General features: G+C 71.6%; 20 protein-coding genes. 17 read left to right on the top strand and 3 right to left on the bottom strand.

Going from position 1 to position 21,480, the window contains the following annotated elements:
* The first annotated feature begins 4 nt into the window (after positions 1-4).
* The 12 genes from QUY26_RS32570 to QUY26_RS32625 all read left to right on the top strand — a co-directional run bounded on the left by QUY26_RS32570 (position 5) and on the right by QUY26_RS32625 (position 11,979).
* Positions 5-985 carry a helix-turn-helix transcriptional regulator gene (locus QUY26_RS32570; RefSeq protein WP_289953031.1) on the top strand — a complete coding sequence of 327 codons (981 nt, stop codon included), beginning with the start codon at positions 5-7 and terminating at the stop codon, positions 983-985.
* Positions 986-1,000: 15 nt separating this feature from the next.
* Positions 1,001-1,255: a hypothetical protein gene (locus tag QUY26_RS32575; protein WP_289953034.1), complete on the top strand. Its 255-nt coding sequence runs from the start codon at positions 1,001-1,003 to the stop codon at positions 1,253-1,255.
* A gap of 9 nt (positions 1,256-1,264) precedes the next feature.
* Positions 1,265-1,462: a hypothetical protein gene (locus tag QUY26_RS32580; protein ID WP_289953036.1), complete on the top strand. Its 198-nt coding sequence runs from the start codon at positions 1,265-1,267 to the stop codon at positions 1,460-1,462.
* A 239-nt stretch (positions 1,463-1,701) separates the two neighbouring features.
* Positions 1,702-2,001 carry a Sec-independent protein translocase subunit TatA gene (gene tatA, locus QUY26_RS32585; RefSeq protein WP_289953037.1) on the top strand — a complete coding sequence of 100 codons (300 nt, stop codon included), beginning with the start codon at positions 1,702-1,704 and terminating at the stop codon, positions 1,999-2,001.
* Between the two features lie 95 nt (positions 2,002-2,096).
* On the top strand, positions 2,097-2,999 hold the full coding sequence (gene tatC / locus QUY26_RS32590) for a twin-arginine translocase subunit TatC (RefSeq protein ID WP_289956241.1): 903 nt from the start codon (positions 2,097-2,099) through the stop codon (positions 2,997-2,999).
* Between the two features lie 68 nt (positions 3,000-3,067).
* Complete coding sequence (locus QUY26_RS32595; RefSeq protein WP_289953040.1) at positions 3,068-3,958, top strand: diacylglycerol kinase; 891 nt, start codon at positions 3,068-3,070, stop codon at positions 3,956-3,958.
* A gap of 112 nt (positions 3,959-4,070) precedes the next feature.
* Entirely contained in the window at positions 4,071-6,881 is a 2,811-nt protein-coding gene (locus tag QUY26_RS32600; protein WP_289953042.1) for a DEAD/DEAH box helicase, read from the top strand.
* 458 nt (positions 6,882-7,339) lie between these two features.
* On the top strand, positions 7,340-8,968 hold the full coding sequence (locus tag QUY26_RS32605; protein ID WP_289953043.1) for an ATP-binding protein: 1,629 nt from the start codon (positions 7,340-7,342) through the stop codon (positions 8,966-8,968).
* Positions 8,965-9,372, top strand: a complete 408-nt coding sequence (locus tag QUY26_RS32610; RefSeq protein WP_190118949.1) for a roadblock/LC7 domain-containing protein — start codon at positions 8,965-8,967, stop codon at positions 9,370-9,372. The genes QUY26_RS32605 and QUY26_RS32610 overlap by 4 nt, the downstream gene beginning before the upstream one ends.
* Complete coding sequence (locus QUY26_RS32615) at positions 9,369-9,779, top strand: DUF742 domain-containing protein (RefSeq protein ID WP_289953045.1); 411 nt, start codon at positions 9,369-9,371, stop codon at positions 9,777-9,779. Before QUY26_RS32610 ends, QUY26_RS32615 begins: the two co-directional genes overlap by 4 nt.
* The gene (locus tag QUY26_RS32620) at positions 9,760-10,389 is read left to right on the top strand and encodes a GTP-binding protein (protein WP_289953046.1); all 630 of its coding nucleotides are present in this window, start codon (positions 9,760-9,762) and stop codon (positions 10,387-10,389) included. The genes QUY26_RS32615 and QUY26_RS32620 overlap by 20 nt, the downstream gene beginning before the upstream one ends.
* A gap of 78 nt (positions 10,390-10,467) precedes the next feature.
* A complete protein-coding gene (locus QUY26_RS32625) occupies positions 10,468-11,979 on the top strand; it encodes a cytochrome P450 (RefSeq protein ID WP_289953047.1) in 1,512 nt (503 codons plus the stop codon).
* Between the two features lie 33 nt (positions 11,980-12,012).
* Here QUY26_RS32625 and QUY26_RS32630 read toward each other — a convergent pair whose 3' ends face one another.
* Complete coding sequence (locus QUY26_RS32630) at positions 12,013-12,972, bottom strand: RluA family pseudouridine synthase (protein WP_289953048.1); 960 nt, start codon at positions 12,970-12,972, stop codon at positions 12,013-12,015.
* Between the two features lie 99 nt (positions 12,973-13,071).
* Here QUY26_RS32630 and QUY26_RS32635 point away from each other — a divergent pair, with 99 nt between their 5' ends.
* Positions 13,072-13,674: a GNAT family N-acetyltransferase gene (locus tag QUY26_RS32635; protein ID WP_289953050.1), complete on the top strand. Its 603-nt coding sequence runs from the start codon at positions 13,072-13,074 to the stop codon at positions 13,672-13,674.
* 240 nt (positions 13,675-13,914) lie between these two features.
* Here QUY26_RS32635 and QUY26_RS32640 read toward each other — a convergent pair whose 3' ends face one another.
* Both QUY26_RS32640 and QUY26_RS32645 read right to left on the bottom strand, forming a co-directional pair.
* A complete protein-coding gene (locus tag QUY26_RS32640; RefSeq protein WP_289953051.1) occupies positions 13,915-14,754 on the bottom strand; it encodes a siderophore-interacting protein in 840 nt (279 codons plus the stop codon).
* A 155-nt stretch (positions 14,755-14,909) separates the two neighbouring features.
* Entirely contained in the window at positions 14,910-15,824 is a 915-nt protein-coding gene (locus tag QUY26_RS32645) for a 5'-3' exonuclease (RefSeq protein ID WP_289956243.1), read from the bottom strand.
* Between the two features lie 250 nt (positions 15,825-16,074).
* Here QUY26_RS32645 and QUY26_RS32650 point away from each other — a divergent pair, with 250 nt between their 5' ends.
* The 4 genes from QUY26_RS32650 to QUY26_RS32665 all read left to right on the top strand — a co-directional run bounded on the left by QUY26_RS32650 (position 16,075) and on the right by QUY26_RS32665 (position 21,475).
* Entirely contained in the window at positions 16,075-17,184 is a 1,110-nt protein-coding gene (locus tag QUY26_RS32650) for a quaternary amine ABC transporter ATP-binding protein (RefSeq protein WP_289953053.1), read from the top strand.
* Positions 17,177-19,786, top strand: coding sequence for an ABC transporter permease/substrate binding protein (locus QUY26_RS32655; RefSeq protein ID WP_289953055.1), 2,610 nt, complete (start codon positions 17,177-17,179; stop codon positions 19,784-19,786). The genes QUY26_RS32650 and QUY26_RS32655 overlap by 8 nt, the downstream gene beginning before the upstream one ends.
* A gap of 342 nt (positions 19,787-20,128) precedes the next feature.
* The gene (locus QUY26_RS32660; protein WP_289953058.1) at positions 20,129-20,704 is read left to right on the top strand and encodes a helix-turn-helix domain-containing protein; all 576 of its coding nucleotides are present in this window, start codon (positions 20,129-20,131) and stop codon (positions 20,702-20,704) included.
* A 3-nt stretch (positions 20,705-20,707) separates the two neighbouring features.
* Complete coding sequence (locus QUY26_RS32665; protein ID WP_289953060.1) at positions 20,708-21,475, top strand: helical backbone metal receptor; 768 nt, start codon at positions 20,708-20,710, stop codon at positions 21,473-21,475.
* Positions 21,476-21,480 lie beyond the last annotated feature (5 nt).

Here is a 21,480-nt window from a genome sequence, read left to right on the forward strand (position 1 = left end):
AGCAATGGCCGCGAACGCCATCGACCAGACCAGGCGGATGCTGTCCCTGGTGACCTATCTGCGCGAGCGCCCCGGCGCCCGCGTCGCCGACGTCGCCCGCGCCTTCGGCATCACCCCCGACGAGCTGATCTCCGACCTGGACGTGCTGCCGCTGTGCGGCACCAGCTTCCGCGGCGGCGACCTGCTCGACATCGACACCGACGGGGACCGCATCTGGTGGCGCAACCCCGGCGCCCTCGGCGCGGACACGGCCGAGCCGCTGCGACTCGCCGCCGACGAGGCCACGGCGCTGCTCGTGGCCGCGCGCGCGGTCGCCACGCTGCCCGGCCTGCGCGAGAGCGACCGGCTCGCGCTGCTGCGCGCCACGGCGAAGCTGGAGGAGGCCGCGGGGGAGGCGGCCGGGGCCAGCTCCCGGCTCTCGGTCACCTTCGAGTCCGAGGGCGGCGTCTTCGCCGACGTGGACCGCGCCATCTCCGAGCGCCGCAGACTCTGGATCCGCTACTACTCCCCGGCCCGCGACCAGCTCAGCGAGCGCGAGATCGACCCGATCCGGCTCGTCAGCGTCGGCCACACCTACGTGGAGGCGTGGTGCCGCCGCTCCGAGGCGCGCCGCACCTTCCGGCTCGACCGGGTCGCCGAGATCAAGATCCTGGACGAGCCGTCCGCGCCGCCCGAGGTCGAGCTGCGGGACCTCTCCGCGGGCCTGGTGCAGCCCGCCGCCGAGGACCCCGAGGTCGTGGTCGAGGTCGGCCCCGGCGGCCGCTGGGTCGCCGAGTACTACCCGCACGACAGCGCGGAGGAGCTGCCCGACGGCGGTCTGCGCATCACCCTGCGCACCCCCGACCCGGCCTCGCTGCGCCGGCTCGCCCTGCGCCTGGGCCGGGACGGCCGTATCGTCTCGCCGCAGGACCTGACGGACAGCGCCCGCCGCGCGGCCCAGGAGGCGCTGGCGGCGTACGAAGAGGTGGCCGGAGAACGGAACTGAGGAGAGTTGCGCAGTATGTCACTGATGCCCCTTTCGCCCCAGTCGGTGGCCGCGGTTCTCTTCAAGGCGGCCTGCCCGGACTGTCGCGCCCGCTTCGAACTGTCCGCGGGTGCCCTGCGGTTGGCCATCGGCGCCAGCCGCCGTACGACCTTCTACTCCTTCACTTGTCCCGAGTGCGGCACCGCCGTGCGCAAGCCCGCGGGGGAACGCATCGTCGAGCTGCTCACCGGGGGCGGGGTGCGGACGCTGCGGCTGCACTCGACCGTCTAGGCTCGGCACATGTTCTGGGCGATGCTGGCGGTGGGCTTGGGGTTCTGCGGCCTCGCCGTCCTGGGTGTGTTCGCGGTCAAGGTCTTCGTCGAGGCGCAGCGGCTCGGCCGCCAGGTGTCCGAGACGACGCGGCGGATCAACCGCGCCGCCGAGGACCTGGAGAGAGCCGCGACGGGCGTGGCCCACGCGGGCCGGGACCTCCGCTGAGCGCACGCTGTGGCCCGTCCCCGGGGCGGGGCATGGAGCGGCCTGTCAACTCCCCGTACCCGGCAGGTACGCTGCTGAAGTGGTCCGAAATGTGAGGCGCGGGCCGCAACTGGGAGTATGCACGGGGATTGCCCTGCGTTTACTCCAGGGGGTTACGATCGCTGCCAAGCCCGGTGGTCGGACGACTGTCCGACACCCGGTCCCGAAATCTGACGCCTCGGTGAAGAAGGTAGACAGCTATGGGTAGGCTCGGCCCCACCGAGATCATCCTGATCCTCGTCATCCTGGTCCTGCTCTTCGGTGCGAAGAAGCTCCCGGACATGGCCCGGTCCCTCGGCAAGTCGGCGCGCATCCTCAAGAGCGAGGCCAAGGCCATGAAGTCGGACGGCAAGCAGGACGAGAAGGCCCCGGCCGACCCGCCCGCGCCCGCCGACCAGAGCGCCCCGCAGCAGCAGCCCCGCACCATCCAGGCGGCCCCGGGCGACGTGACCAGCTCCCGTCCGGTCGCCGAGCCGACCGACCGCACGACGCAGCGCTGATCCAAGGCCGGCTGCCACCGCCGGCCTGCCGCACGAGATGAGGACGTGGGTTGCTCAAGTCTGCCCGCAAGAAGGAGAGGGACCCCGAGGGGCGGATGCCCCTCGCGGACCATCTGCGCGAGCTCCGCAACCGGCTCGCGAAGGGGATGCTGGCGATCACGATCGTCGCGATCGTCGCCGCGTTCTACAGCGAGCAACTCATGGAGTTCCTCGCCGACCCCGTGCCCCGCTGCAAGGAGGGCATGCCGACGACCGGCGGTGAGTGCGCCACCGTCGCGTACACGGACCTCCTCTCTCCCTTCACCACGACGGTGAAGGTGTCCCTCATGGCGGGCATCATCGGAGCCAGCCCGATCTGGCTCTACCAGCTCTGGGCCTTCGTCGCGCCCGGACTGCACAAGAACGAGCGCAAGTACACCTACGCCTTCGTGTCCGCCGCCGTGCCGCTGTTCCTCGGCGGCGCCTGGCTCGCGTACGTGATCATGCCCGTCAGCATCCGGGTGCTCCTCGGCATCACGCCCGAGGGCTCCGAGAACATCCTGCCGATGGACAAGATCCTCGACTTCAGCGTCCGGATGGTCCTGGTCTTCGGCGCTTCCTTCGAACTGCCGTTGCTGCTCGTCATGCTCAACATGACCGGCATGGTCACCGGGCGCCGCATGCTCGGCTGGTGGCGCGGCGTCGTCATGGGCGTCTTCGTCTTCGGCGCGGTGGCGACCCCGACGACCGACCCCGTCGGCATGCTCGCGCTCGCCGGGCCCATCGTCGTCCTGTACTTCCTCGCCGTCGGCTTCTCCGTCCTCAACGACAAACGCCGCCGACGCGCCGACCCGGACGCCGACCTCGACGACGACGAGGCCTCCGACCTCGACCTCACCCCCGAACCGATCAACGGGAACGAGCCCGTCCGCGCCGCCAAGGCGCTGCCGGAACAGACCGGCGGCAGCGGCTCCGAGAGCCGCGGGTCCCGGTACAACGGCTACGACGACGTCACCTGACGGCGCGGAAGCCCCCTGACAGCACGGACGACTGGTTGCCGCGGCGGACCGCCTTGTAGGGTCCGCCCGTGACCAGCGAGATCACCCTCTTCGTCAATCCCACCGCGGGCCGCGGCCGGGGCGCGCACGCCGCGCAGCCGGCCGCCGCCGCCCTGCGCGCCGCCGGATTCTCCGTACGGACCGTCATCGGCGAGGACGCCGGGGACGCGCTGCGCCGGGCCAGGGCCGCCGTGGACGGGGGCACCGGCGCCCTGATAGCCGTCGGCGGCGACGGCATGGCGAGCCTCGCCCTCCAGGCCGTCGCCGGGACCCGCACCCCGCTCGGGGTGATCGCCGTGGGCACCGGCAACGACTTCGCGCGTGCCCTCGGCCTGCCCGTGCGGGACCCCGCCGCGGCGGGCGCCCTCGTCGCCGCGGCCCTGAAGGAGGAGCGGATCCGGGACGTCGACCTCGGACGGGTCGGCGCGACCTGGTTCGGGACGGTGCTCGCCTCCGGGTTCGACTCGCGGGTCAACGACCGCGGCAACCGCATGCGCTGGCCCACCGGACGGTTCAAGTACGACCTGGCGATGCTCGCCGAACTGGCCGCCTTCAAGCCGGTTCCGTACCGCGTCACGCTGGACGACGGCGCCGTCCACGAGGTCGACGCCACCCTGGTGGCGATCGGCAACGGCACGTCGTACGGCGGCGGCATGCGGATCTGCGCCGGGGCCGACATGAGCGACGGGCTCTTCGACGTCACCGTCGTCGGCGACTGCAGCCGCACCACGCTCCTGAAGGTCTTTCCGCGGGTCTACAAGGGCACGCATCTGGGCCACCCGAAGGTCACCGTGCACCGGGCCGCGAAGGTGCGGATCGAGGCGGCCGGCACCACCGGGTACGCGGACGGGGAGCGCCTCGGGGAGCTGCCGCTGACCGCCGTCTGTGTGCCGGGGGCGGTGCGCGTCCTCGGGCCGTGAGCCGTCCCGGGCGCCCGCGCCTCACCCGCCGCACCCCCGCCACCTGCGGATTCATCCCGGTCCCGATAATGATCGTCCGTTGTCAGTGGTGCCCGGTAGGCTCGAAAGCACGATGACAGAGGACCTCTCACCGGCCGAGCGGTATGCGGCGGCGCGTCAGCGTGCCGCCGAGCAGGCCACCGCACTCGCGTCCTTCCGCGAGATGTACGAATTCGGCCTCGACCCCTTCCAGATCGAGGCGTGCCAGGCGCTCGAAGCCGGGAAGGGCGTGCTCGTGGCCGCCCCCACGGGCTCCGGCAAGACGATCGTCGGCGAGTTCGCCGTGCACCTCGCTCTCCAGCAGGGCAAGAAGTGTTTCTACACCACGCCGATCAAGGCGCTCTCCAACCAGAAGTACGCGGACCTCGCCAAGCGCTACGGCGCGGACAAGGTCGGCCTGCTCACGGGCGACAACAGCGTCAACTCCGAGGCACCGGTGGTCGTGATGACCACCGAGGTCCTGCGGAACATGCTGTACGCGGGCTCCCAGTCCCTGCGCGGCCTCGGCCATGTGGTCATGGACGAGGTGCACTACCTCTCCGACCGCTTCCGCGGCGCCGTCTGGGAAGAAGTGATCATTCACCTCCCGGAGTCGGTCACGCTGGTGTCGCTCTCGGCCACCGTCTCGAACGCGGAGGAGTTCGGGGACTGGCTGGACACGGTCCGCGGTGACACCGAAGTGATCGTTTCCGAGCACCGCCCCGTGCCGCTGTTCCAGCACGTGCTCGCGGGCCGCCGGATGTACGACCTCTTCGAGGAGGGCGAGGGCCAGCGCAAGGCGGTCAACCCGGACCTGACCCGGATGGCCCGTCTGGAGGCCAGCCGGTCCTACAACCCGCGGGACCGCCGCAAGGGCAAGATGGTCCGCGAGGCCGACCGCGAGCGCGAGCGCCGGTCGCGGTCACGGATCTGGACCCCGGCCCGCCCCGAGGTCATCGAGCGCCTGGACGCCGAGGACCTGCTCCCCGCCATCACGTTCATCTTCAGCCGCGCGGGCTGCGAGGCCGCTGTGCAGCAGTGTCTGTACGCGGGACTGCGGCTGAACGACGACGAGGCGCGCCTGCGGGTGCGTGAACTCGTCGAGGAGCGCACCGAGTCCATCCCGAACGAGGACCTGCACGTCCTTGGCTACTACGAATGGCTCGAGGGCCTGGAGCGCGGCATCGCCGCCCACCACGCGGGCATGCTGCCGACCTTCAAGGAGGTCGTGGAGGAGCTGTTCGTGCGCGGCCTGGTGAAGGCCGTGTTCGCCACCGAGACCCTCGCGCTCGGCATCAACATGCCCGCGCGCAGCGTGGTCCTGGAAAAGCTCGTGAAGTGGAACGGCGAACAGCACGCCGACATCACCCCGGGCGAGTACACCCAGCTGACCGGCCGCGCCGGCCGCCGCGGCATCGACGTCGAGGGCCACGCGGTCGTCCTGTGGCAGCGCGCCATGAGCCCCGAGCACCTGGCGGGCCTCGCGGGCACCCGCACCTACCCCCTGCGCTCCAGCTTCAAGCCGTCGTACAACATGGCGGTGAACCTGGTCGAGCAGTTCGGGCGGCACCGCTCGCGCGAGCTGCTCGAGACGTCCTTCGCGCAGTTCCAGGCCGACAAGTCGGTCGTCGGGATCTCCCGGCAGGTGCAGAAGAACGAAGAGGGTCTCGAGGGCTATCACGCCTCGATGACCTGCCACCTCGGGGACTTCGAGGAGTACGCGCGGCTGCGCCGCGAGCTGAAGGACCGCGAGAACGAACTGGCCAAGCAGGGCGCCAACCAGCGCAGGGCCGCCGCCGCGGCCGCGCTGGAGAAGCTCAAGCCGGGCGACGTGATCCACGTGCCGACCGGGAAGTACGCGGGCCTCGCGCTCGTGCTCGACCCCGGGCTGCCCGCGGGCCGGGCCAACGGCCACCGCGGCTTCGAGCACCAGGACGGGCCGCGCCCGCTGGTGCTCACCGCCGAGCGGCAGGTCAAGCGGCTCGCGTCGATGGACTTCCCGGTGCCCGTCGAGGCCGTGGAGCGGATGCGCATCCCGAAGTCGTTCAACGCGCGCTCCCCGCAGTCGCGCCGCGACCTCGCCTCCGCGCTGCGCACCAAGGCCGGGCACATCGTGCCCGAGCGCCATCGCAAGGGCCGTGCGGCCGCCGCCGACGACCGCGAGATCTCCCGGCTGCGCGCCGCGCTGCGCGCGCACCCCTGCCACGGCTGCGACGAGCGCGAGGACCACGCCCGCTGGGCCGAGCGGTACTACCGCCTGCGGCGCGACACCCAGCAGCTGGAGCGGCGCATCGAGGGCCGGACGAACACCATCGCCCGCACCTTCGACCGCATCGTGGCCCTGCTCACCGAGCTGGACTACCTGCGCGGTGACGAGGTCACCGAACACGGCAAGCGCCTCGCCCGGTTGTACGGCGAGCTGGACCTGCTGGCCAGCGAATGCCTGCGCGCCCGGGTCTGGGAAGGCCTCGGGCCCGCCGAACTGGCCGCGTGCGTCTCGGCGTTGGTGTACGAGGCCCGGGTCGGCGACGACGCGCTCGCGCCCAAGCTGCCCGCGGGCGGGGCCAAGGCGGCGCTCGGCGAGATGGTCCGCATCTGGGGCCGCCTCGACGCCCTTGAGGAGGAGTTCAAGATCAGCCAGGCCGAGGGCGTGGGGCAGCGCGAGCCCGACCTCGGCTTCGCCTGGGCGGCGTACATGTGGGCGAGCGGCAAGGGGCTCGACGAGGTGCTGCGGGAGGCGGAGATGCCGGCCGGTGACTTCGTGCGCTGGTGCAAGCAGGTCATCGACGTGCTCGGGCAGATCTCGGCGGCGGCGCCGCGCGAGGACAGCACGGTCGGGAAGAACGCGCGCAAGGCGGTGGAGCAGTTGCTGCGCGGAGTGGTGGCGTACAGCTCCGTCGGCTGACGTACTTCGGCTGACGCACATCAGCTCTGGGGCGGCCCCTGCCGGGTGAAACCGGTGGGGGCCTTCGCTGTGTCCGCGCCGGTGCCGGCCCGCCGGGCGCGCCCCGGATCGTCACTGCGTGCAGCGTCTCGATCGCCATCCGTGTAAATGGAGCAGAGTGTATGCCCCTGGGAGGGCGCTCGCAGAGGGTTGCCGAATATGACTCCAGCGTGATGCGAGCGGACTAAGCTCGCCCGAAGCGCGGCGAGTTGAACGAGTTGCGACAGATTCGCGCGCTTGTTCGCGCATGTTTCGAAAGTTCGTTTTCTCGCGCGGGGCGTTCGACCCGGCGGAAGACGCGCACCGGATCACACCCCCGCATACCCCCACATCGATCACATGCACCACATGCGTTACCAGCGTCACCTCCGTACCGATCCCCAACTTCCTCCCCCAAGACGAGTGTTCAGAGGGCATACATGGTGAGTGTTCAATCGCCTCCCGGTGGCCGAGAAGTCCCTTACGCACGCGTGCTGTTGCTGCCTGCCATGGTCATGGCGGCGGCGACGGGAGCCGCCGTCGCCGCGGTGACCGAACCGGCCCGGATCGCGGTCGGCTGGTGCGGCGCCATCGCCACGCTCGTGGTCGTCGCCGTCGGCGCCGAGGCCGCGCGCCGCGGCCGCGTCATCCGCGACCTCAACCGGAGCCACGCGAAGCAGATCGCCCACCTCCAGCACCGCATCGAGACCTACGACGATGACACCGTCCGCCTCGGCCGCGACCTGCTGCCGGAGACCCTCTACCGGGTCCGGCAGGGCGAGGCGCCCTCGGAGGTCATCCGCCACGTCATCGACGGCGACGAGACCAACCGCCGGCTCCCACAGGCCCAGCGCATCCTGCTGCGCTCCATCCTGGACGTCCTCGACCGCGAGGAGGCCATGCGGGAGAACTCGCAGCGCGCCTTCGTCAACATCGCGCGCCGCGTGCAGTCCATCGTCCACCAGCAGGCCGCGGAACTGCGCGACATGGAGGAGTTCCACGGCCGCAACCCCGAGGTCTTCGACGACCTGCTGCGCATCGACCACGGCACGGCCCTCATCGGCCGCCTCGCCGACTCGATCACCGTGCTCGGCGGGGCCCGCCCGGGACGCCAGTGGCCCAAGCCCGTACCGCTGTTCAGCGTGTTGCGCGGCGCCATGTCCCGGATCCTGGAGTACCAGCGCGTCGACCTGCACTCCATCGCCAAGGTCAACATCCACGGCACCAAGGTGGAGCCGCTCATCCACGCCTGCGCCGAACTGCTCGACAACGCCACGCGCTACTCGCCGCCGCAGACCCGGGTGCACGTCACCGCGGTCGAGGTGCAGACGGGCATCGCCGTGGAGATCGAGGACGGCGGCGTCAGCCTCAGCGAGGAGGCCCGCGCCCGGGCCGAGCGAATGCTGGAGAAGGCCCAGCAGGGCATGGACCTGAACGACCTCGGTGAGACGCCCCGCCTCGGCATGGCCGTCGTCGGGCGGCTCTCGCAGATGTACAACCTCCAGGTGTCGCTCAGACAGTCCGCGTACGGCGGCGTGCGGGCCGTCCTCATCGTGCCGCGCGACATGATCACCACCGAGGCCGCGCCGGGGCTCGCGCACGGCATCGGCGCCTCCGCCGTGCCGCGGGTGAACGCCGACGGCACGATCATCGAAGAGGCCCGCGACATCCGCCGCAAGAAGCCGCGCAAGGTCACCACGGTGCCCCGCCCCTCCATGCCGCTCACAGCGTCCATGGAGGACGAGATCCCCGAAGTCACCGAGTGGACGGCCAACGGCCTTCCGCAGCGCAGGAGTCGCGTCAAGATGTCGCTCAGCGAGCGCTACGCGCAGGAGGCCGAGGCCCAGCGCCGTGCCGAGGCGGCCATGGCCGCAGCCCCGCCGCCACCGCCGCCCGCCCCGAAGGAGGAGAAGGAGCCCGGTCTGTGGATCGAGGCGTTCATGAAGGGCGTCAACGGCGACGACCCGACCGAGGGCGACCGCCCCGGCGACCCGGCGGCCCAGCGACAGGTCCGCAACGAGAACGACCACGGCAGCACCGACAACGCCGATGAGGGGGGCTGGAAGTGATCCAGCAGCGGGCCAACTTCGACTGGATGCTCAAGGAACTCGCCGACGGCGTCCACGGCACCCGGCAGATCGTGGTGCTCTCCGCGGACGGGCTGCGCATCGCGCGCCACGGCGGCGACCCGGACGCCGCCGACCGGCTCGCGGCCGCCTGCGCGGGGCTGCAGAGCCTCGCCGCCGCCGTGGCCACCGAGATCCCGGAGAGCGACGGCAAGATGCGGATGGTCATCATCGAGGTCAACGGCGGCTACTTCTACATGATGGCGGCGGGAGCCGGGGCCTACCTCGCCGTGCTCGCCGAGGAGACCGTCGACGCCGGACTCATCGGCAACCGCATGCGGGACCTGGTCGTGCGGATCGGCGCGCACCTCACGAGCCCGCCGCGGCGAGACGGGCAGGCCGTATGACTCATCCGCTACACCCCCCGCAAGGCGATGAACCCGATGCCCGCTTCCAGGCGGAGGTGCCCGTCCGACGTGAGCGCCGCAGCCCGGAGAACCCCGAGCGGCTCTACATCCTCACCGGCGAGGATTCCGAACGGGCGCCGCTCGACCTGGTCACGCTGATCGTGGCCAAGGGCGATCCCTCCCCGACGGCACAGCCCGAGCAGTCCGCCGTGGTGCGGCTGTGCCGGACGCCGCTGTCCGTCGCGGAGCTGTCGGCCTACCTGGCCCTGCCGTTCAGCGTGGTGACCGTGGTCCTGACGGACATGCTCGCGGCGGACTTAGTGCTGGCGCGCGCGCCCATCGTGCGCTCCGCACTCCCGGACCGTTCCCTTCTCGAAGCGGTGATGCATGGACTTCAAAAGCTCTGACACGCTCACCTCCGGCGCGATCACAGGACCCCGCGCGCAGGACGTCCTGCCCGCCACGGCCGCGGCCGCCGTGAAGGTCGTCGTCGTGGGCGGGTTCGGAGTCGGCAAGACGACGATGGTGGGCTCGGTCAGCGAGATCCGTCCGCTGACCACCGAGGAGACCATGACGCAGGCCGGCATCGGCGTCGACGACAACTACGGCTCCGAGACCAAGACCGCGACGACCGTCGCGATGGACTTCGGCCGGATCAGCATCTCCGAGGAGCTGGTGCTCTATCTGTTCGGCACCCCGGGCCAGGAGCGGTTCTGGTTCCTGTGGAACGGCCTCTTCGAAGGCGCGCTCGGCGCCGTCGTCCTCATCGACACCCGCCGTCTGCAGGTCAGCTTCGACGTGATCGGACGCCTGGAGGAGAAGGGCGTGCCCTTCATCATCGCCGTCAACGACTTCCCCGACGCGCCGCGGCACCCGATGGACGCCCTGCGCAGAGCGCTCGACCTGGAGCAGGGCGTGCCGATCGTGCACTGCGACGCCCGGCAGCGGGTCTCCAGCAGGGACACGCTCCTCACGCTCATGCGCTACCTGCACTCCCTCTCCGCGACCAGGACCTGAGCCCACCCCCTTCCCCCGTACCGCACACGCCCGGAACCCGCCCCATCCCGGAACCTTCACGACCCCGGAGCCACCACCGTGACGACCCCCTCCCGGCACTCTCCCCACTCCCCATCGAGCACCGGCACCGACCCCGCCGCCGCCCCGCCTCCCGGCTGCCCCGCCCACCAGTCATCCGGCTTCGGCCGCGACGGACTGCGCCGCCTGTACGGCCCCGAGGCCGACCAGGACCTCGCGGGCGTGTACGAGAAGCTGCGCGCCGAACACGGCCCGGTGGCCCCGGCGCTGATCCACAACGACGTACGCCTCTGGGCGGTGCTCGGCCACAGCGAGAACCTGCACATGATCCGTACGCCGTCGCAGTACACCCGCGACTCCCGGCAGTGGACCGCCGTCAAGGACGGCACCGCGGGCCCGGACAACCCGCTCGCGCCCGTGTTCACCTGGCAGCCGATGGCCACCTTCGCCGAGGGCGCCGAGCACCAGCGGCTGCGCGGAGCCGTCACCGGCGCCATGGCGGGCCTGGACCACCGGGGCATCCGCCGCCACATCAACCGCTACAGCAACAAACTCCTCAACGACATCTGCGAGACCGGCCACGCCGACCTGGTGAGCCAGTTCGCCGAGCAGCTGCCGATGATGGTGATGTTGCACGTCCTCGGCATGCCCGAGGACTACAGCGAGCGCATGGTGCAGGCGGCCCGCGACATGATCAAGGGCACCGCGACCGCCATCGAGAGCAACGCGTACGTGATGGAGGCCCTCACCCGCCACTGCGTGCGCCGCCGCGCCCAGCCCGAGGAGGACTTCACCAGCGCCCTCATCGCCCAGCCCGCGCAGCTCACCGACGACGAGGTCGCCGCCCATCTGCGTCTGGTGCTGATCGCGGCGTACGAGGCCACGGCGAACCTGATCGCGAACGTGCTGCGCGTGGTGCTGACCGACCCGCGGTTCCGCGCCCAGCTCAGTGGCGGCCAGATGACCGTGCCCGAGGCGGTCGAGCAGTCGCTGTGGGACGAGCCGCCGTTCAGCGCGATGTGCGGCTACTTCGCCAAGCAGGACACCCAGCTCGGCGGCCAGCAGATCAAGAAGGGTGACGGCCTGCTCTTCGGCATCCAGCCGGGCAACGTCGACCCTGTCGTACGCCCCGACCTGTCCGCGAACATGCAGGGCAACCGCTCCCACCTCGCGTTCGGCGGCGGGCCGCACGAGTGCCCCGGCCAGGACATCGGCCGCGCCATCGCCGACACCGGCGTGGACGCGCTGCTCATGCGGCTGCCCGATGTGGAACTCGCCGTGGACGAGCGGGAGTTGAGGTGGCGGTCGTCGATCCTCTCGCGGCACCTGGTGGAGCTGCCGGTGCAGTTCGGCAAGCGGCCGCCGCAGGACGTCAAGGCCCGGCCGATGTCGCACGTACCGACGCCGCGCAAGCACTGGGAGGTGACCGTCCCGGCGTCGCGGCCGGCCGAGGTGTCGGCCGCCCTGCCGCAGCCGGTCGCTCCCGTCGCCCCGCCCCCGGAGCCGTCGGCGGCGCCGGTCCGGCGCAAGGGCGCGTGGCGCCGCTTCCTGGAGTGGTGGCGGGGCTACTGAGCACTCCGGGCGCCGCTGAGCCTCCCCCGGGGCTCAGCGGTCCCGCGCCTGCCCGGCCCACGTGTCGTACGCCGACCAGGCCCCGAGGCTGCGGCCGCTCTCGAAGCGGCGTGCGGCGCCCGTCACGGGGTCGGTGAACTCCAGGACGCGGGCGAGGAGTTGCAGGGGGCGCCGGAAGTCGTCCGGCGCCACCGGCGGGCGCACCTCGGGGTAGAGCGGGTCGCCCAGGATGGGCAGGCCGAGGGCGTTCATGTGGACGCGGAGCTGGTGGGTGCGGCCGGTGTGCGGGAGCAGCCGGTAGCGCCCCAGGCGGCCGTCGTGCTCGACGAGTTCGACGCGGCTCTCGCTGTTGGGCTCGGCGCCCGGGACCTCGTAGGCCGCGAGGACGCCCCGCTCCTTGACGATGTGGCTGCGCACGGTGCGGGGCAGGGCCGCTTCGGGGTCGTACGCGGCCACGGCCTCGTACTCCTTGTGCACCCGGCGGTCGCTGAACAGGGTCTGGTAGGCGCCGCGTTCCCGGGGGCGCACCGTGAACAGGAGCAGCCCGGCGGTGAGCCGGTCCAGGCGGTGGGCGGCGCCGAGCGCGGGGATGCCGAGTTCGGCGCGGAGCCGGGCGAGGGCGGTCTCCGCGATGTGGCTGCCGCGCGGCATGGTGGCGAGGAAGTGCGGCTTGTCGGCGACGACGATGTGCTCGTCGCGGTACACCACGTCGATGGTGTCCGGCACCCGGGGCTCGTCCGGCAGATCCCGGTGGAACCACAGGTACACGCCGGGGGCGTAGGGCGCGTCCGGAGCCACCGGGCCGCCGTCGGCGCCGACGACCCGGCCTTCGCTCAGCATCGCGTCGACCACGCCGGGCGGCGCCGCGAGCCGGTCGACGAGATGGTCCCGTACGGTCGTCCAGTCCGCGCCGTCCGGCAGCCGGACCCGCACGGGGTCGACGCCGTCGCGCTGCGGCAGGGGAGCGGGCGGAGTGCGGCGTCTGCGAGTCACACCGGGCAAGGGTACGGGGCGCGGTGACGCCGGGGCGGCCGTGCGCCCCGCCGCGGAAAATCGCTGTCCTGTGCGGCGGCCGCGCTGCACGATGACGGCATGCCCTACCAGATCCCGAACGTGGTGGAGTCCGGCACCTTCGCCGGCCAGGAGCAACCGACCCTTCCCGCCGCCGGCGGCCTGCTGCTGCGTCCGTGGGCGCCCACGGACGCGCCCGCCGTGTACGAGGCGTTCCAGGACCCGGTGCTGCAGCGGTGGCACGCGCGGGTGGCCGACTCCGAGGACGAGGCCCGTGAGTGGATCGCGGGCTGGCGCGCGGACTGGTCCGAGGAGCGGACCGCGACCTGGGCGGTGGCGGACGCGGTCACCGACGAGGTGGCGGGCCGGGTCGCCCTGCGCGAGATCATCTTCTCCGACGGTCAGGCGGAGATGGCCTATTGGACGCTGCCCCGGGCCCGCGGCCGCGGCGTCGCGCCCCGTGCGGTGACCGCGCTCGCCGACTGGGCGCTGAACGTGGTCGGCCTGCACCGTCTGGAACTCAGCCACGCCACGGCCAACGAGGCGTCCTGTCGCGTGGCCCTGAAGACCGGTTTCGCGCCGGAGGGCACGAAGCGGAGCGCCATGCTGCACGAGGACGGCTGGCACGACATGCATCTGCACGCGCGGATCAAGGGGGACGGGGCGGGGGCGGCGGCCGGGTGAGGGGGTGTGCGGGGCAGGGCCGCGTGAGGAGGGGGTGTACGGCACGCCTGTGTGAGGAAGGGGCGTACGGCACGGCTGCCTGAGGAGGGGGCTGCGGCACGGCTGTGGCGCCCGTCCCGGCCGGGGCGGGCAAAGAAGGGCGGTCACCCCCGCTCGGGGTGACCGCCCTCGTCCGGCGTCGCGCGACGGCACCGCCTGGCGGCGTGCGCCGTGCACCGGGACCGCGTGCCGGCGCGGTCCCTACGCCGCCGTCTGCTCCTGCTCCGCCTCGACCTGGGCGTTCCACTCGCGCTTCGAGGCCTGCCAGCCGTCCTCGTTGTGGCCGAGGCGCCAGTAGCCGGAGACGGAGAGGCGTTCGCGGGGCACCTGGTGGTCGACGCGCAGGACGCGGCGCAGCTCCTTCACGAAGCCCGCCTCGCCGTGCACGAAGGCCTGCACGTCACCGGCGGGGAAGTCGAGCGCGCGGACCGCCTCGACCAGGGCCTGGCCGACGGGGCGCCCGCCCCGGTGCAGCCAGACGACCTGGGCGTGCGTGTCGATGTGCTGTTCCTCCTCGGGGCCCTCGACCTCCACGAAGGCGCGCACGTCGGCGCCCTCCGGCAGGGACTCCAGGGCGGCGGCGATGGCGGGCAGGGCGCTCTCGTCACCGGCGATGAGGTGCCAGTCGGCGGTGGGGTCCGGGGCGTACGCGCCGCCGGGGCCGAGCATGCGGACCGTCTCGCCCGGCCGGACGCTCCGCGCCCACGGCCCGGCGAGGCCCTCGTCGCCGTGGATGACGAAGTCGAGGGCGAGCTCGCGGGCCTTGGGGTCCCACCAGCGCACCGTGTACGTACGCGTCACCGGCCACTGCTCGCGCGGCAGTTCCTCGCGTATCCGCTGGAGGTCGAAGGGCTCGGGATACGTCACGCCGTCGGGCGCGAAGAGCAGTTTCACGTAGTGGTCCGTGCAGTCCCCGGCCGTGAACTCCGCAAGGCCCTCGCCGCCGACGACCACGCGCCGCATGTGTGGTGTCAGCTGCTCGGTGCGCACGACCTGCGCGATGTGGGGCTTGGGAGTCCTGCGTGCGGGTCGCTCTGCCATGGCGGTCGGCCTTCCCCTGAAACGCTATTGGTTAGGTAAGCCTAACTTAGCATCGCGCCCGGGACGCGTGGAAAGGTCTCCGGGACATGGGGAAAGTCACCGGGGCGCGGGGGAGGTCGCCGCGGCACGGAGAGGTCGCCGCGGCGCGGGGAAGGTCACCGCGGCAGCACCGACAGGAGCCGGTGCACGGCCCCGCCGAGCCCCCAGCGGGTCGCGAGGTCCTCCAGGGCCGCCGGGTCGCGCGGCTCGCGCGGCAGCGCCAGGTCCACGTCCGGCAGCGGCACGTCGCTCGCGACCCGGACCACCTTCGGGGCCACGGCCACATAGGCGCGGGACTCGTCCAGGCGCTTGCGCTGCGACGGCGTGAGCTTGGACCGGGGGTCGTCGACCGCCGCCATGATCCCGGCCAGGTCGCCGAAGGCGTCGAGCAGCTTGGCCGCGGTCTTCTCGCCGATGCCGGGCACCCCGGGCAGGCCGTCGCTCGGGTCGCCGCGCAGCAGGGCGAGGTCCACATAGCCGGAGCCGTCCACGCCGTACTTCTCGCGCAGCCACGCCTCGTCGGTCACCTGAAGGGTGCCCACTCCCTTCAGGGGGTAGAGGACGCGGATGCCGCGGGCGTCGTCCACGAGCTGGTACAGGTCGCGGTCGCCCGTGATGATGTCGACCGGGCCCGTGGCCCGCGCCGCGTACGTGCCGATCACGTCGTCGGCCTCGTATGCCGCGACGCCCACGCGGGCGATGCCGAGGGCGTCCAGGACGTCCTCGATGACGGGGACCTGCGGGGAGAGGGTGTCGGGGATCTCCTCGGCGTCCGGGTCCGGGGTGCCCGCGGGGGCTTCCTCGGCCACGCGGTGCGCCTTGTAGGAGGGGATGAGCTCCACCCGCCAGTGCGGGCGCCAGTCGGCGTCCATGCAGGCGACCAGGTCGTCGGGGTGGTGGTCCTGGACGAGGCGGGTGATGAAGTCGAGCAGGCCGCGCACCGCGTTCACCGGGGTGCCGTCCGGGGCCCGCACGGACTCGGGGACCCCGAAGTAGGCCCGGAAGTACAAGGACGCCGTGTCGAGCAGCATCAGCCGCCGCGTTGCTTGAGTCACGTGCGCATCATGCCGCACGGCACCGACAAGAACAGTCGAAGAGCAGTGAGGGATGTGACCTGGGACACTCTTGGGTTTGGCTCCTGTGAGCGAGGGCAGGCGCGCACGCGGAGCGAACCCGGTCGAGTTTTCAACTTCTTGATACGGGCGAGCGGGCAGACCCGCGCCGCTCCACGGCCCGCCGGCGGGGGAGGCGGGCCGTCTTGGTTCAACCCGAGAGGTGTATGTGTCCAGGCTGCAAGCCGAGCACCTGTACAAGGTGTTCGGCAGACGACCCGATGACGCGGTGGAGAAACTCCGCCACGGAGCCGACCGTGAAGAGCTGCGCGCGAAGGGAACCACCGCCGCGGTGATCGACGCGTCCTTCACCGTCGAACCGGGCCAGATCTTCGTCGTCATGGGTCTCTCCGGCTCCGGCAAGTCCACGTTGCTGCGCATGCTCAACGGGCTTTCCGAGCCGACGGCCGGGCAGGTGCTCTTCGACGGGCAGGACCTGACCAAGCTCAGCGCGCGCGAAATGCGCGAGGTGCGCTCGAAGAAGATCAGCATGGTCTTCCAGCACTTCGCCCTGTTCCCGCACCGCAGCGTCCTCGAGAACGCCGCGTACGGCCTCGAGGTGCAGGGCGTGCCGCGCGCCGAGCGCGAGAAGCGGGCCCTTGAGGCCCTGGAGCTCGCCGGGCTCAAGGGCTGGGAGAAGTCCTGGCCCGACGAGCTGTCCGGCGGCATGCAGCAGCGCGTGGGCCTGGCCCGCGCGCTCGCCACGGACGCCGACCTGCTGCTCATGGACGAGTCGTTCAGCGCGCTCGACCCGCTGATCCGCCGCGACATGCAGGACCAGCTCCTGGAACTGCAGAAGCGGCTGAAGAAGACCATCGTCTTCATCACCCACGACCTGAACGAGGCCATGCGCCTCGGCGACCAGATCGCCGTCATGCGCGACGGCCGCATCGTCCAGATCGGCACGTCCGAGGACATCCTCGTCACCCCGGCCAACGACTACGTCGCCGCGTTCACGCAGGACGTCGACCGCGCCCGGGTGCTGACCGCGGGCGCCATCATGGCCGACCCCGACGAGGACTTCGTGCAGGCCGACGCCCCGGCGACGGTCACCGAGGACACCCCGATCATCGAGCTGTTCACGCCCTGCTCCACCAGCGGTGTGGCGGTCGCCGTGACCGACGCCGACGGCGAGCTCGTCGGTGTCGTACCGCGGGCGCGGCTGCTGGCCGTGCTCGGGGAGCCCGCGCCCGCGGAGCCGCAGGGCGCGGCCGTCCCGGTGCAGCAGGCCAAGGACAACGGCGGCAAGAGCGTGGGCAAGGTGAGCAGCGGTGCCTAGGATTCCCTTCGGCGACTGGGTCAACGACGCGGTCGAGTGGTCCAGAAGCAACATGGACTGGCTCTTCGACTTCATCAAGACGCTCTTCCAGAACATGTGGGACGGCGTCTACGACGTCCTCTCCGGCCCCCAGCCGCTCCTGATGGCGGGCATCCTCGCCGTCATCGCCTTCTGGCTGCGCGGCCTGCTCGGCGGTGTGCTCGCGTTCGCGGGCTTCGCGTTCATCGAGTCCCTGGAGCTGTGGGACAACGCGATGATGACGCTGTCCCTGGTGCTCGTCTCCACCTTCGTGGCGCTGGTCATAGCCGTGCCCGTGGGCATCTGGGCGGCCCGCTCCAAGACGGTCAGCGGCATCGTCAGGCCCGTCCTCGACCTGATGCAGACGCTGCCCGCGATGATCTACCTCATCCCGGCGCTGCTGTTCTTCCGCATGGGTGCCCCCGCGGGCATCGTCGCCACCATCGTCTTCGCGCTCGCGCCCGGCGTGCGCATGACGGAGCTCGGCATCCGCCAGGTCGACAAGGACCTGGTCGAGGCGGCCGACGCGTTCGGCACCACGCCGCGCAACACCCTCCTGCGGGTCCAGCTGCCGCTCGCGCTGCCGACGATCATGGCAGGTGTCAACCAGGTCATCATGCTGGGCCTCTCCATGGCGGCCCTGACCGGCATGGTCGGCACCCCGGGTCTCGGCGCCGACGTCAACGCCGCCATCGGCCAGCTCGACGTCGGCCTCGGCGCGGAGGCGGGCATCTCCATCGTGGTCCTCGCCATCTACCTGGACCGCGTCACCAGCGGCCTGGGCGGCCAGGTCTCCCCGCTGGGCCGCCGCGCGCTCGCCAAGCTGCGGGCCGCGCAGGGCCTCAACGTCTGGAACTACCGCCCACGGCCCGTCGTCGCGATGGCCGGTGTCGTGGCCCTCGCGCTCGTCGCGGGCGGCATGGGCATCTTCGGCGACGACGACTCCGAGCCCGTGGCCGACTCCAAGAACGTGGGTCAGGGCAAGGAAGTCAAGATCGGCTACATCCCCTGGGACGAGGGCATCGCCTCCACCTTCCTCTGGAAGGAGGCCCTGGAGCAGCGCGGCTTCAAGGTGACCACCAGCCAGCTGGAGGCCGGTCCGCTGTACACCTCCCTGGCGCAGGGCGACATCGACTTCCAGACCGACTCCTGGCTGCCGACGACGCACGCCACGTACTGGAAGAAGTACGGCAAGGACCTGGAGGACCTGGGCGCCTGGTTCGGCCCCACGTCCCTGGAGCTGACCGTCCCCGCGTACATGAAGGACATCAACTCCCTCGAGGACCTCAAGGGCAAGGCCGGCACGTTCGACGGCAAGATCACCGGCATCGAGACCAGCGCCGGAATGATGGGTCTGCTCAAGGACAAGGTCCTCGACGCGTACGGCCTCAAGAAGGAGTACAAGGTCGTCGACGGCTCGACGCCCGCGATGCTCGCCGAGCTGAAGTCGGCGTACGCGAAGAAGGAGCCGATCGTCACCACCCTGTGGTCGCCGCACTGGGCCTACAGCGACTTCAAGCTGAAGAAGCTCGAGGACCCGAAGGGTGCCTGGGGCAAGGGCGACGGGGTGCACACGCTGGCGCGCAAGGGCTTCTCGAAGGAGAACCCGCAGGTCGGCAAGTGGCTCAAGGACTTCAAGATGAGCGAGAAGCAGCTCACCAGCCTTGAGGCCGAGATCAACAAGGCGGGCAAGGGCAAGCAGCAGGAGGCCGTCCGCACCTGGCTGAAGAAGAACCCGGGCGTCCTCGACAAGATGGCGCCCCTGCCGAAGAACGCCGGCGGTGACGAGAACAAGCGTCCGCTGAAGGCCGCGTACTTCGCCTGGGACGAGAACATCGCCGTCACCCAGCTGTGGAAGCGCGTCCTGGAGAAGCGCGGCTACAAGATGGAGCTGACCCCGGCCGACGTGGGCCCGGCCTACACCGGCCTCGCGCAGGGCGACCTCGACCTGAACCTCGACGCCTGGCTGCCGACCGCCCAGAAGCAGTACTGGGACAAGAACAAGGCCAACCTCAAGGACCTCGGCTCCTGGTACAGCCCGACGTCCCTGGAGGTCGCCGTCCCGTCCTACGTCAAGGACGTGAAGTCCCTGGAGGACCTCAAGGGCAAGGGCGGCAAGTTCAACGGCAAGATCATCGGCATCGAGCCGGGCACCGGCGTGATGCAGGCGCTGAAGGACAAGGTCCTGCCCGGGTACGGCCTGGAGGGCGAGTACGAGATCGCCGCCGGCTCGACCCCCGCGATGCTCTCCGAGCTGAAGTCCGCGTACGCCAAGAAGGAGCCGATCGCGGTCCTGCTCTGGTCGCCGCACTGGGCGTACAGCGAGTACGACCTCACGAAGCTGAAGGACCCCAAGGGCGGCTTCGGCAAGGGCAACACGATCCGCACGCTCTCCAGCAAGGACTTCCCCGAGCAGTACCCGCAGCTCACGAAGTGGCTCAAGAACTTCAAGATGAGCGAGGGGCAGCTGGCCTCCCTGGAGAACGAGATCAACAAGGCGGGCAAGAACAACGAGCCCAAGGCCGTCGACGCCTGGCTGAAGAAGAACCCGGGCTTCGAGGAGAAGATGACGGCCGTGCAGTAGGCCGCAGCCTCCACCGGCCACCGAGGGGTGGGTCCCGCCGCACGGCGGGACCCACCCCTCGGTGCGTTGCGCCGGGCGAGGGCCCCGTCCTCCGGAAATCCGGACAGGTGCTCTACTGACGTGGGCTGTCACCGGACGTGCACGGTCCGTACGGGGCGCGCGGGGGCCCGCGGCGGCCGTAACCGGCGCCCGAAGCGCCCAACTGGGTAAAACCGTTTGGCGAACATGCGTAGGGTGCAGAAAACCCTTCAGGGTGACAGCGTCGGCCCGAGAGGGTGACGACGGCAGGACGGCCGGTGCGCGCGGCAGCGGGGCCGGGAGCGGAAGAAGGGAGCCGGGGCCATGGACGAGCACAAGGAGACTCTCCGGGTGGGCGCGGCCGTGCGGCGTCGTCGGCGCCGTCTCGAGCTGACGCTCGCCGTCGTGGCCCGCCGCAGCGGCCTCTCGGTGCCCTTCCTCAGCCAGGTCGAGAACGAGCGGGCCCGGCCCAGCATGCGTTCCCTGGAGCGGGTCGCGGACGCCCTCGGCACGACCGCCGTGGAACTGCTCGCCGCCGCCGACCCCGCCTGCACGGTCGACGTGGTGCGCGCCGCCGACGACGTGAGCCTCGCGGGCGGCACCCCGGAGACGCACGTGCGCGACCTGGTGCGCGGCCACCACCAGCTGCACGCCTTCGAGTACGTCGGCGACCACGACGAGGGCCGCGAGTTCCAGCACCGCAACGACGAGCTGATGTACGTCATCGGCGGCGCCGTCGAGGTCGAGGCCGAGGGGCGGGCCTACCGCCTCGGGCCCGGCGACAGCCTGTACCTGACGGGCGGGGTGCGGCACCGCTGGCGGGCCACCGCCGCCGACGCGCGCGTCCTCGTCGTCGCGGTCGGCGACCACATCGAGGCCGTGGACGGCGAGCGGCGCTGACCCATGCCCTTCGCGCGGGTGGTGTCCCTGGTGCCGTCGCTGACCGAGGCGGTCGCCGTGACCGCGCCCGGCGCCCTGGTCGGCGCGACCGACTGGTGCACGCACCCGGCGGACCTCGACGTCGTCCGCGTCGGCGGCACCAAGAACCCCGACGTCCCGGCGATCGTGGCGCTCGCCCCCGACCTCGTGATCGCCAATGAGGAGGAGAACCGCGCGCCGGACATCGCGGCGCTGCGGGCGGCGGGCCTCGACGTCCTCGTCACCGAGGTGCGGGGGCTCGACCAGGCGTTCCGCGAGCTGGAGCGGGTCCTCGACGCGTGCGGCGCCGAGCGGCGGCCGGGGTGGCTGGTGGACGCGGAGGCCGCGTGGCGGGACGTCGGCAGCCTCGGGGGTGTCGCCGGGGCGGCCGGGGCGGCCCGGCCGGGCGGACGGCTGCGGGCCGCCGTGCCCATCTGGCGCAGACCCTGGATGGTCCTCGGGCGGGACACGTTCGCGGGGGACCTGCTGGCCCGGCTCGGGGTCGACAACGCGTACGCGGGGCACGCCGAGCGCTACCCCCGGGTGTCCATCGACGAACTGCGGGCCGCGGGGCTCGACTTGGTGGTCCTGCCGGACGAGCCGTACCGGTTCACGCCCGACGACGGGCCCGAGGCGTTCCCGCAGTCGCTGCCCGCCGCGCTCGTCAGCGGTCGCCACCTCACGTGGTATGGGCCGTCGCTGGCCGAGGCGCCCGCCGTGCTGGGGGAGGCGCTGCGGGTCGCGCAGCGCTGACGTGC

The sequence above is a fragment of the Streptomyces flavofungini genome (genome assembly GCF_030388665.1).
In the GTDB taxonomy this organism is placed as follows: Bacteria; Actinomycetota; Actinomycetes; order Streptomycetales; family Streptomycetaceae; genus Streptomyces; species Streptomyces flavofungini_A.

Coding starts and splice junctions, on each gene's coding strand:
- QUY26_RS32635 (WP_289953050.1), top strand. CDS start 13,072: ATGCCCTACCAGATCCCGAACGTGGTGGAGTCCGGCACCTTCGCCGGC.
- QUY26_RS32615 (WP_289953045.1), top strand. CDS start 9,369: ATGACTCATCCGCTACACCCCCCGCAAGGCGATGAACCCGATGCCCGC.
- QUY26_RS32580 (WP_289953036.1), top strand. CDS start 1,265: ATGTTCTGGGCGATGCTGGCGGTGGGCTTGGGGTTCTGCGGCCTCGCC.
- QUY26_RS32665 (WP_289953060.1), top strand. CDS start 20,708: ATGCCCTTCGCGCGGGTGGTGTCCCTGGTGCCGTCGCTGACCGAGGCG.
- QUY26_RS32645 (WP_289956243.1), bottom strand. CDS start 15,824: ATGCTGCTCGACACGGCGTCCTTGTACTTCCGGGCCTACTTCGGGGTC.
- QUY26_RS32640 (WP_289953051.1), bottom strand. CDS start 14,754: ATGGCAGAGCGACCCGCACGCAGGACTCCCAAGCCCCACATCGCGCAG.
- tatC (WP_289956241.1), top strand. CDS start 2,097: ATGCCCCTCGCGGACCATCTGCGCGAGCTCCGCAACCGGCTCGCGAAG.
- QUY26_RS32660 (WP_289953058.1), top strand. CDS start 20,129: ATGGACGAGCACAAGGAGACTCTCCGGGTGGGCGCGGCCGTGCGGCGT.
- QUY26_RS32620 (WP_289953046.1), top strand. CDS start 9,760: ATGGACTTCAAAAGCTCTGACACGCTCACCTCCGGCGCGATCACAGGA.
- tatA (WP_289953037.1), top strand. CDS start 1,702: ATGGGTAGGCTCGGCCCCACCGAGATCATCCTGATCCTCGTCATCCTG.
- QUY26_RS32605 (WP_289953043.1), top strand. CDS start 7,340: ATGGTGAGTGTTCAATCGCCTCCCGGTGGCCGAGAAGTCCCTTACGCA.
- QUY26_RS32570 (WP_289953031.1), top strand. CDS start 5: ATGGCCGCGAACGCCATCGACCAGACCAGGCGGATGCTGTCCCTGGTG.
- QUY26_RS32600 (WP_289953042.1), top strand. CDS start 4,071: ATGACAGAGGACCTCTCACCGGCCGAGCGGTATGCGGCGGCGCGTCAG.
- QUY26_RS32575 (WP_289953034.1), top strand. CDS start 1,001: ATGTCACTGATGCCCCTTTCGCCCCAGTCGGTGGCCGCGGTTCTCTTC.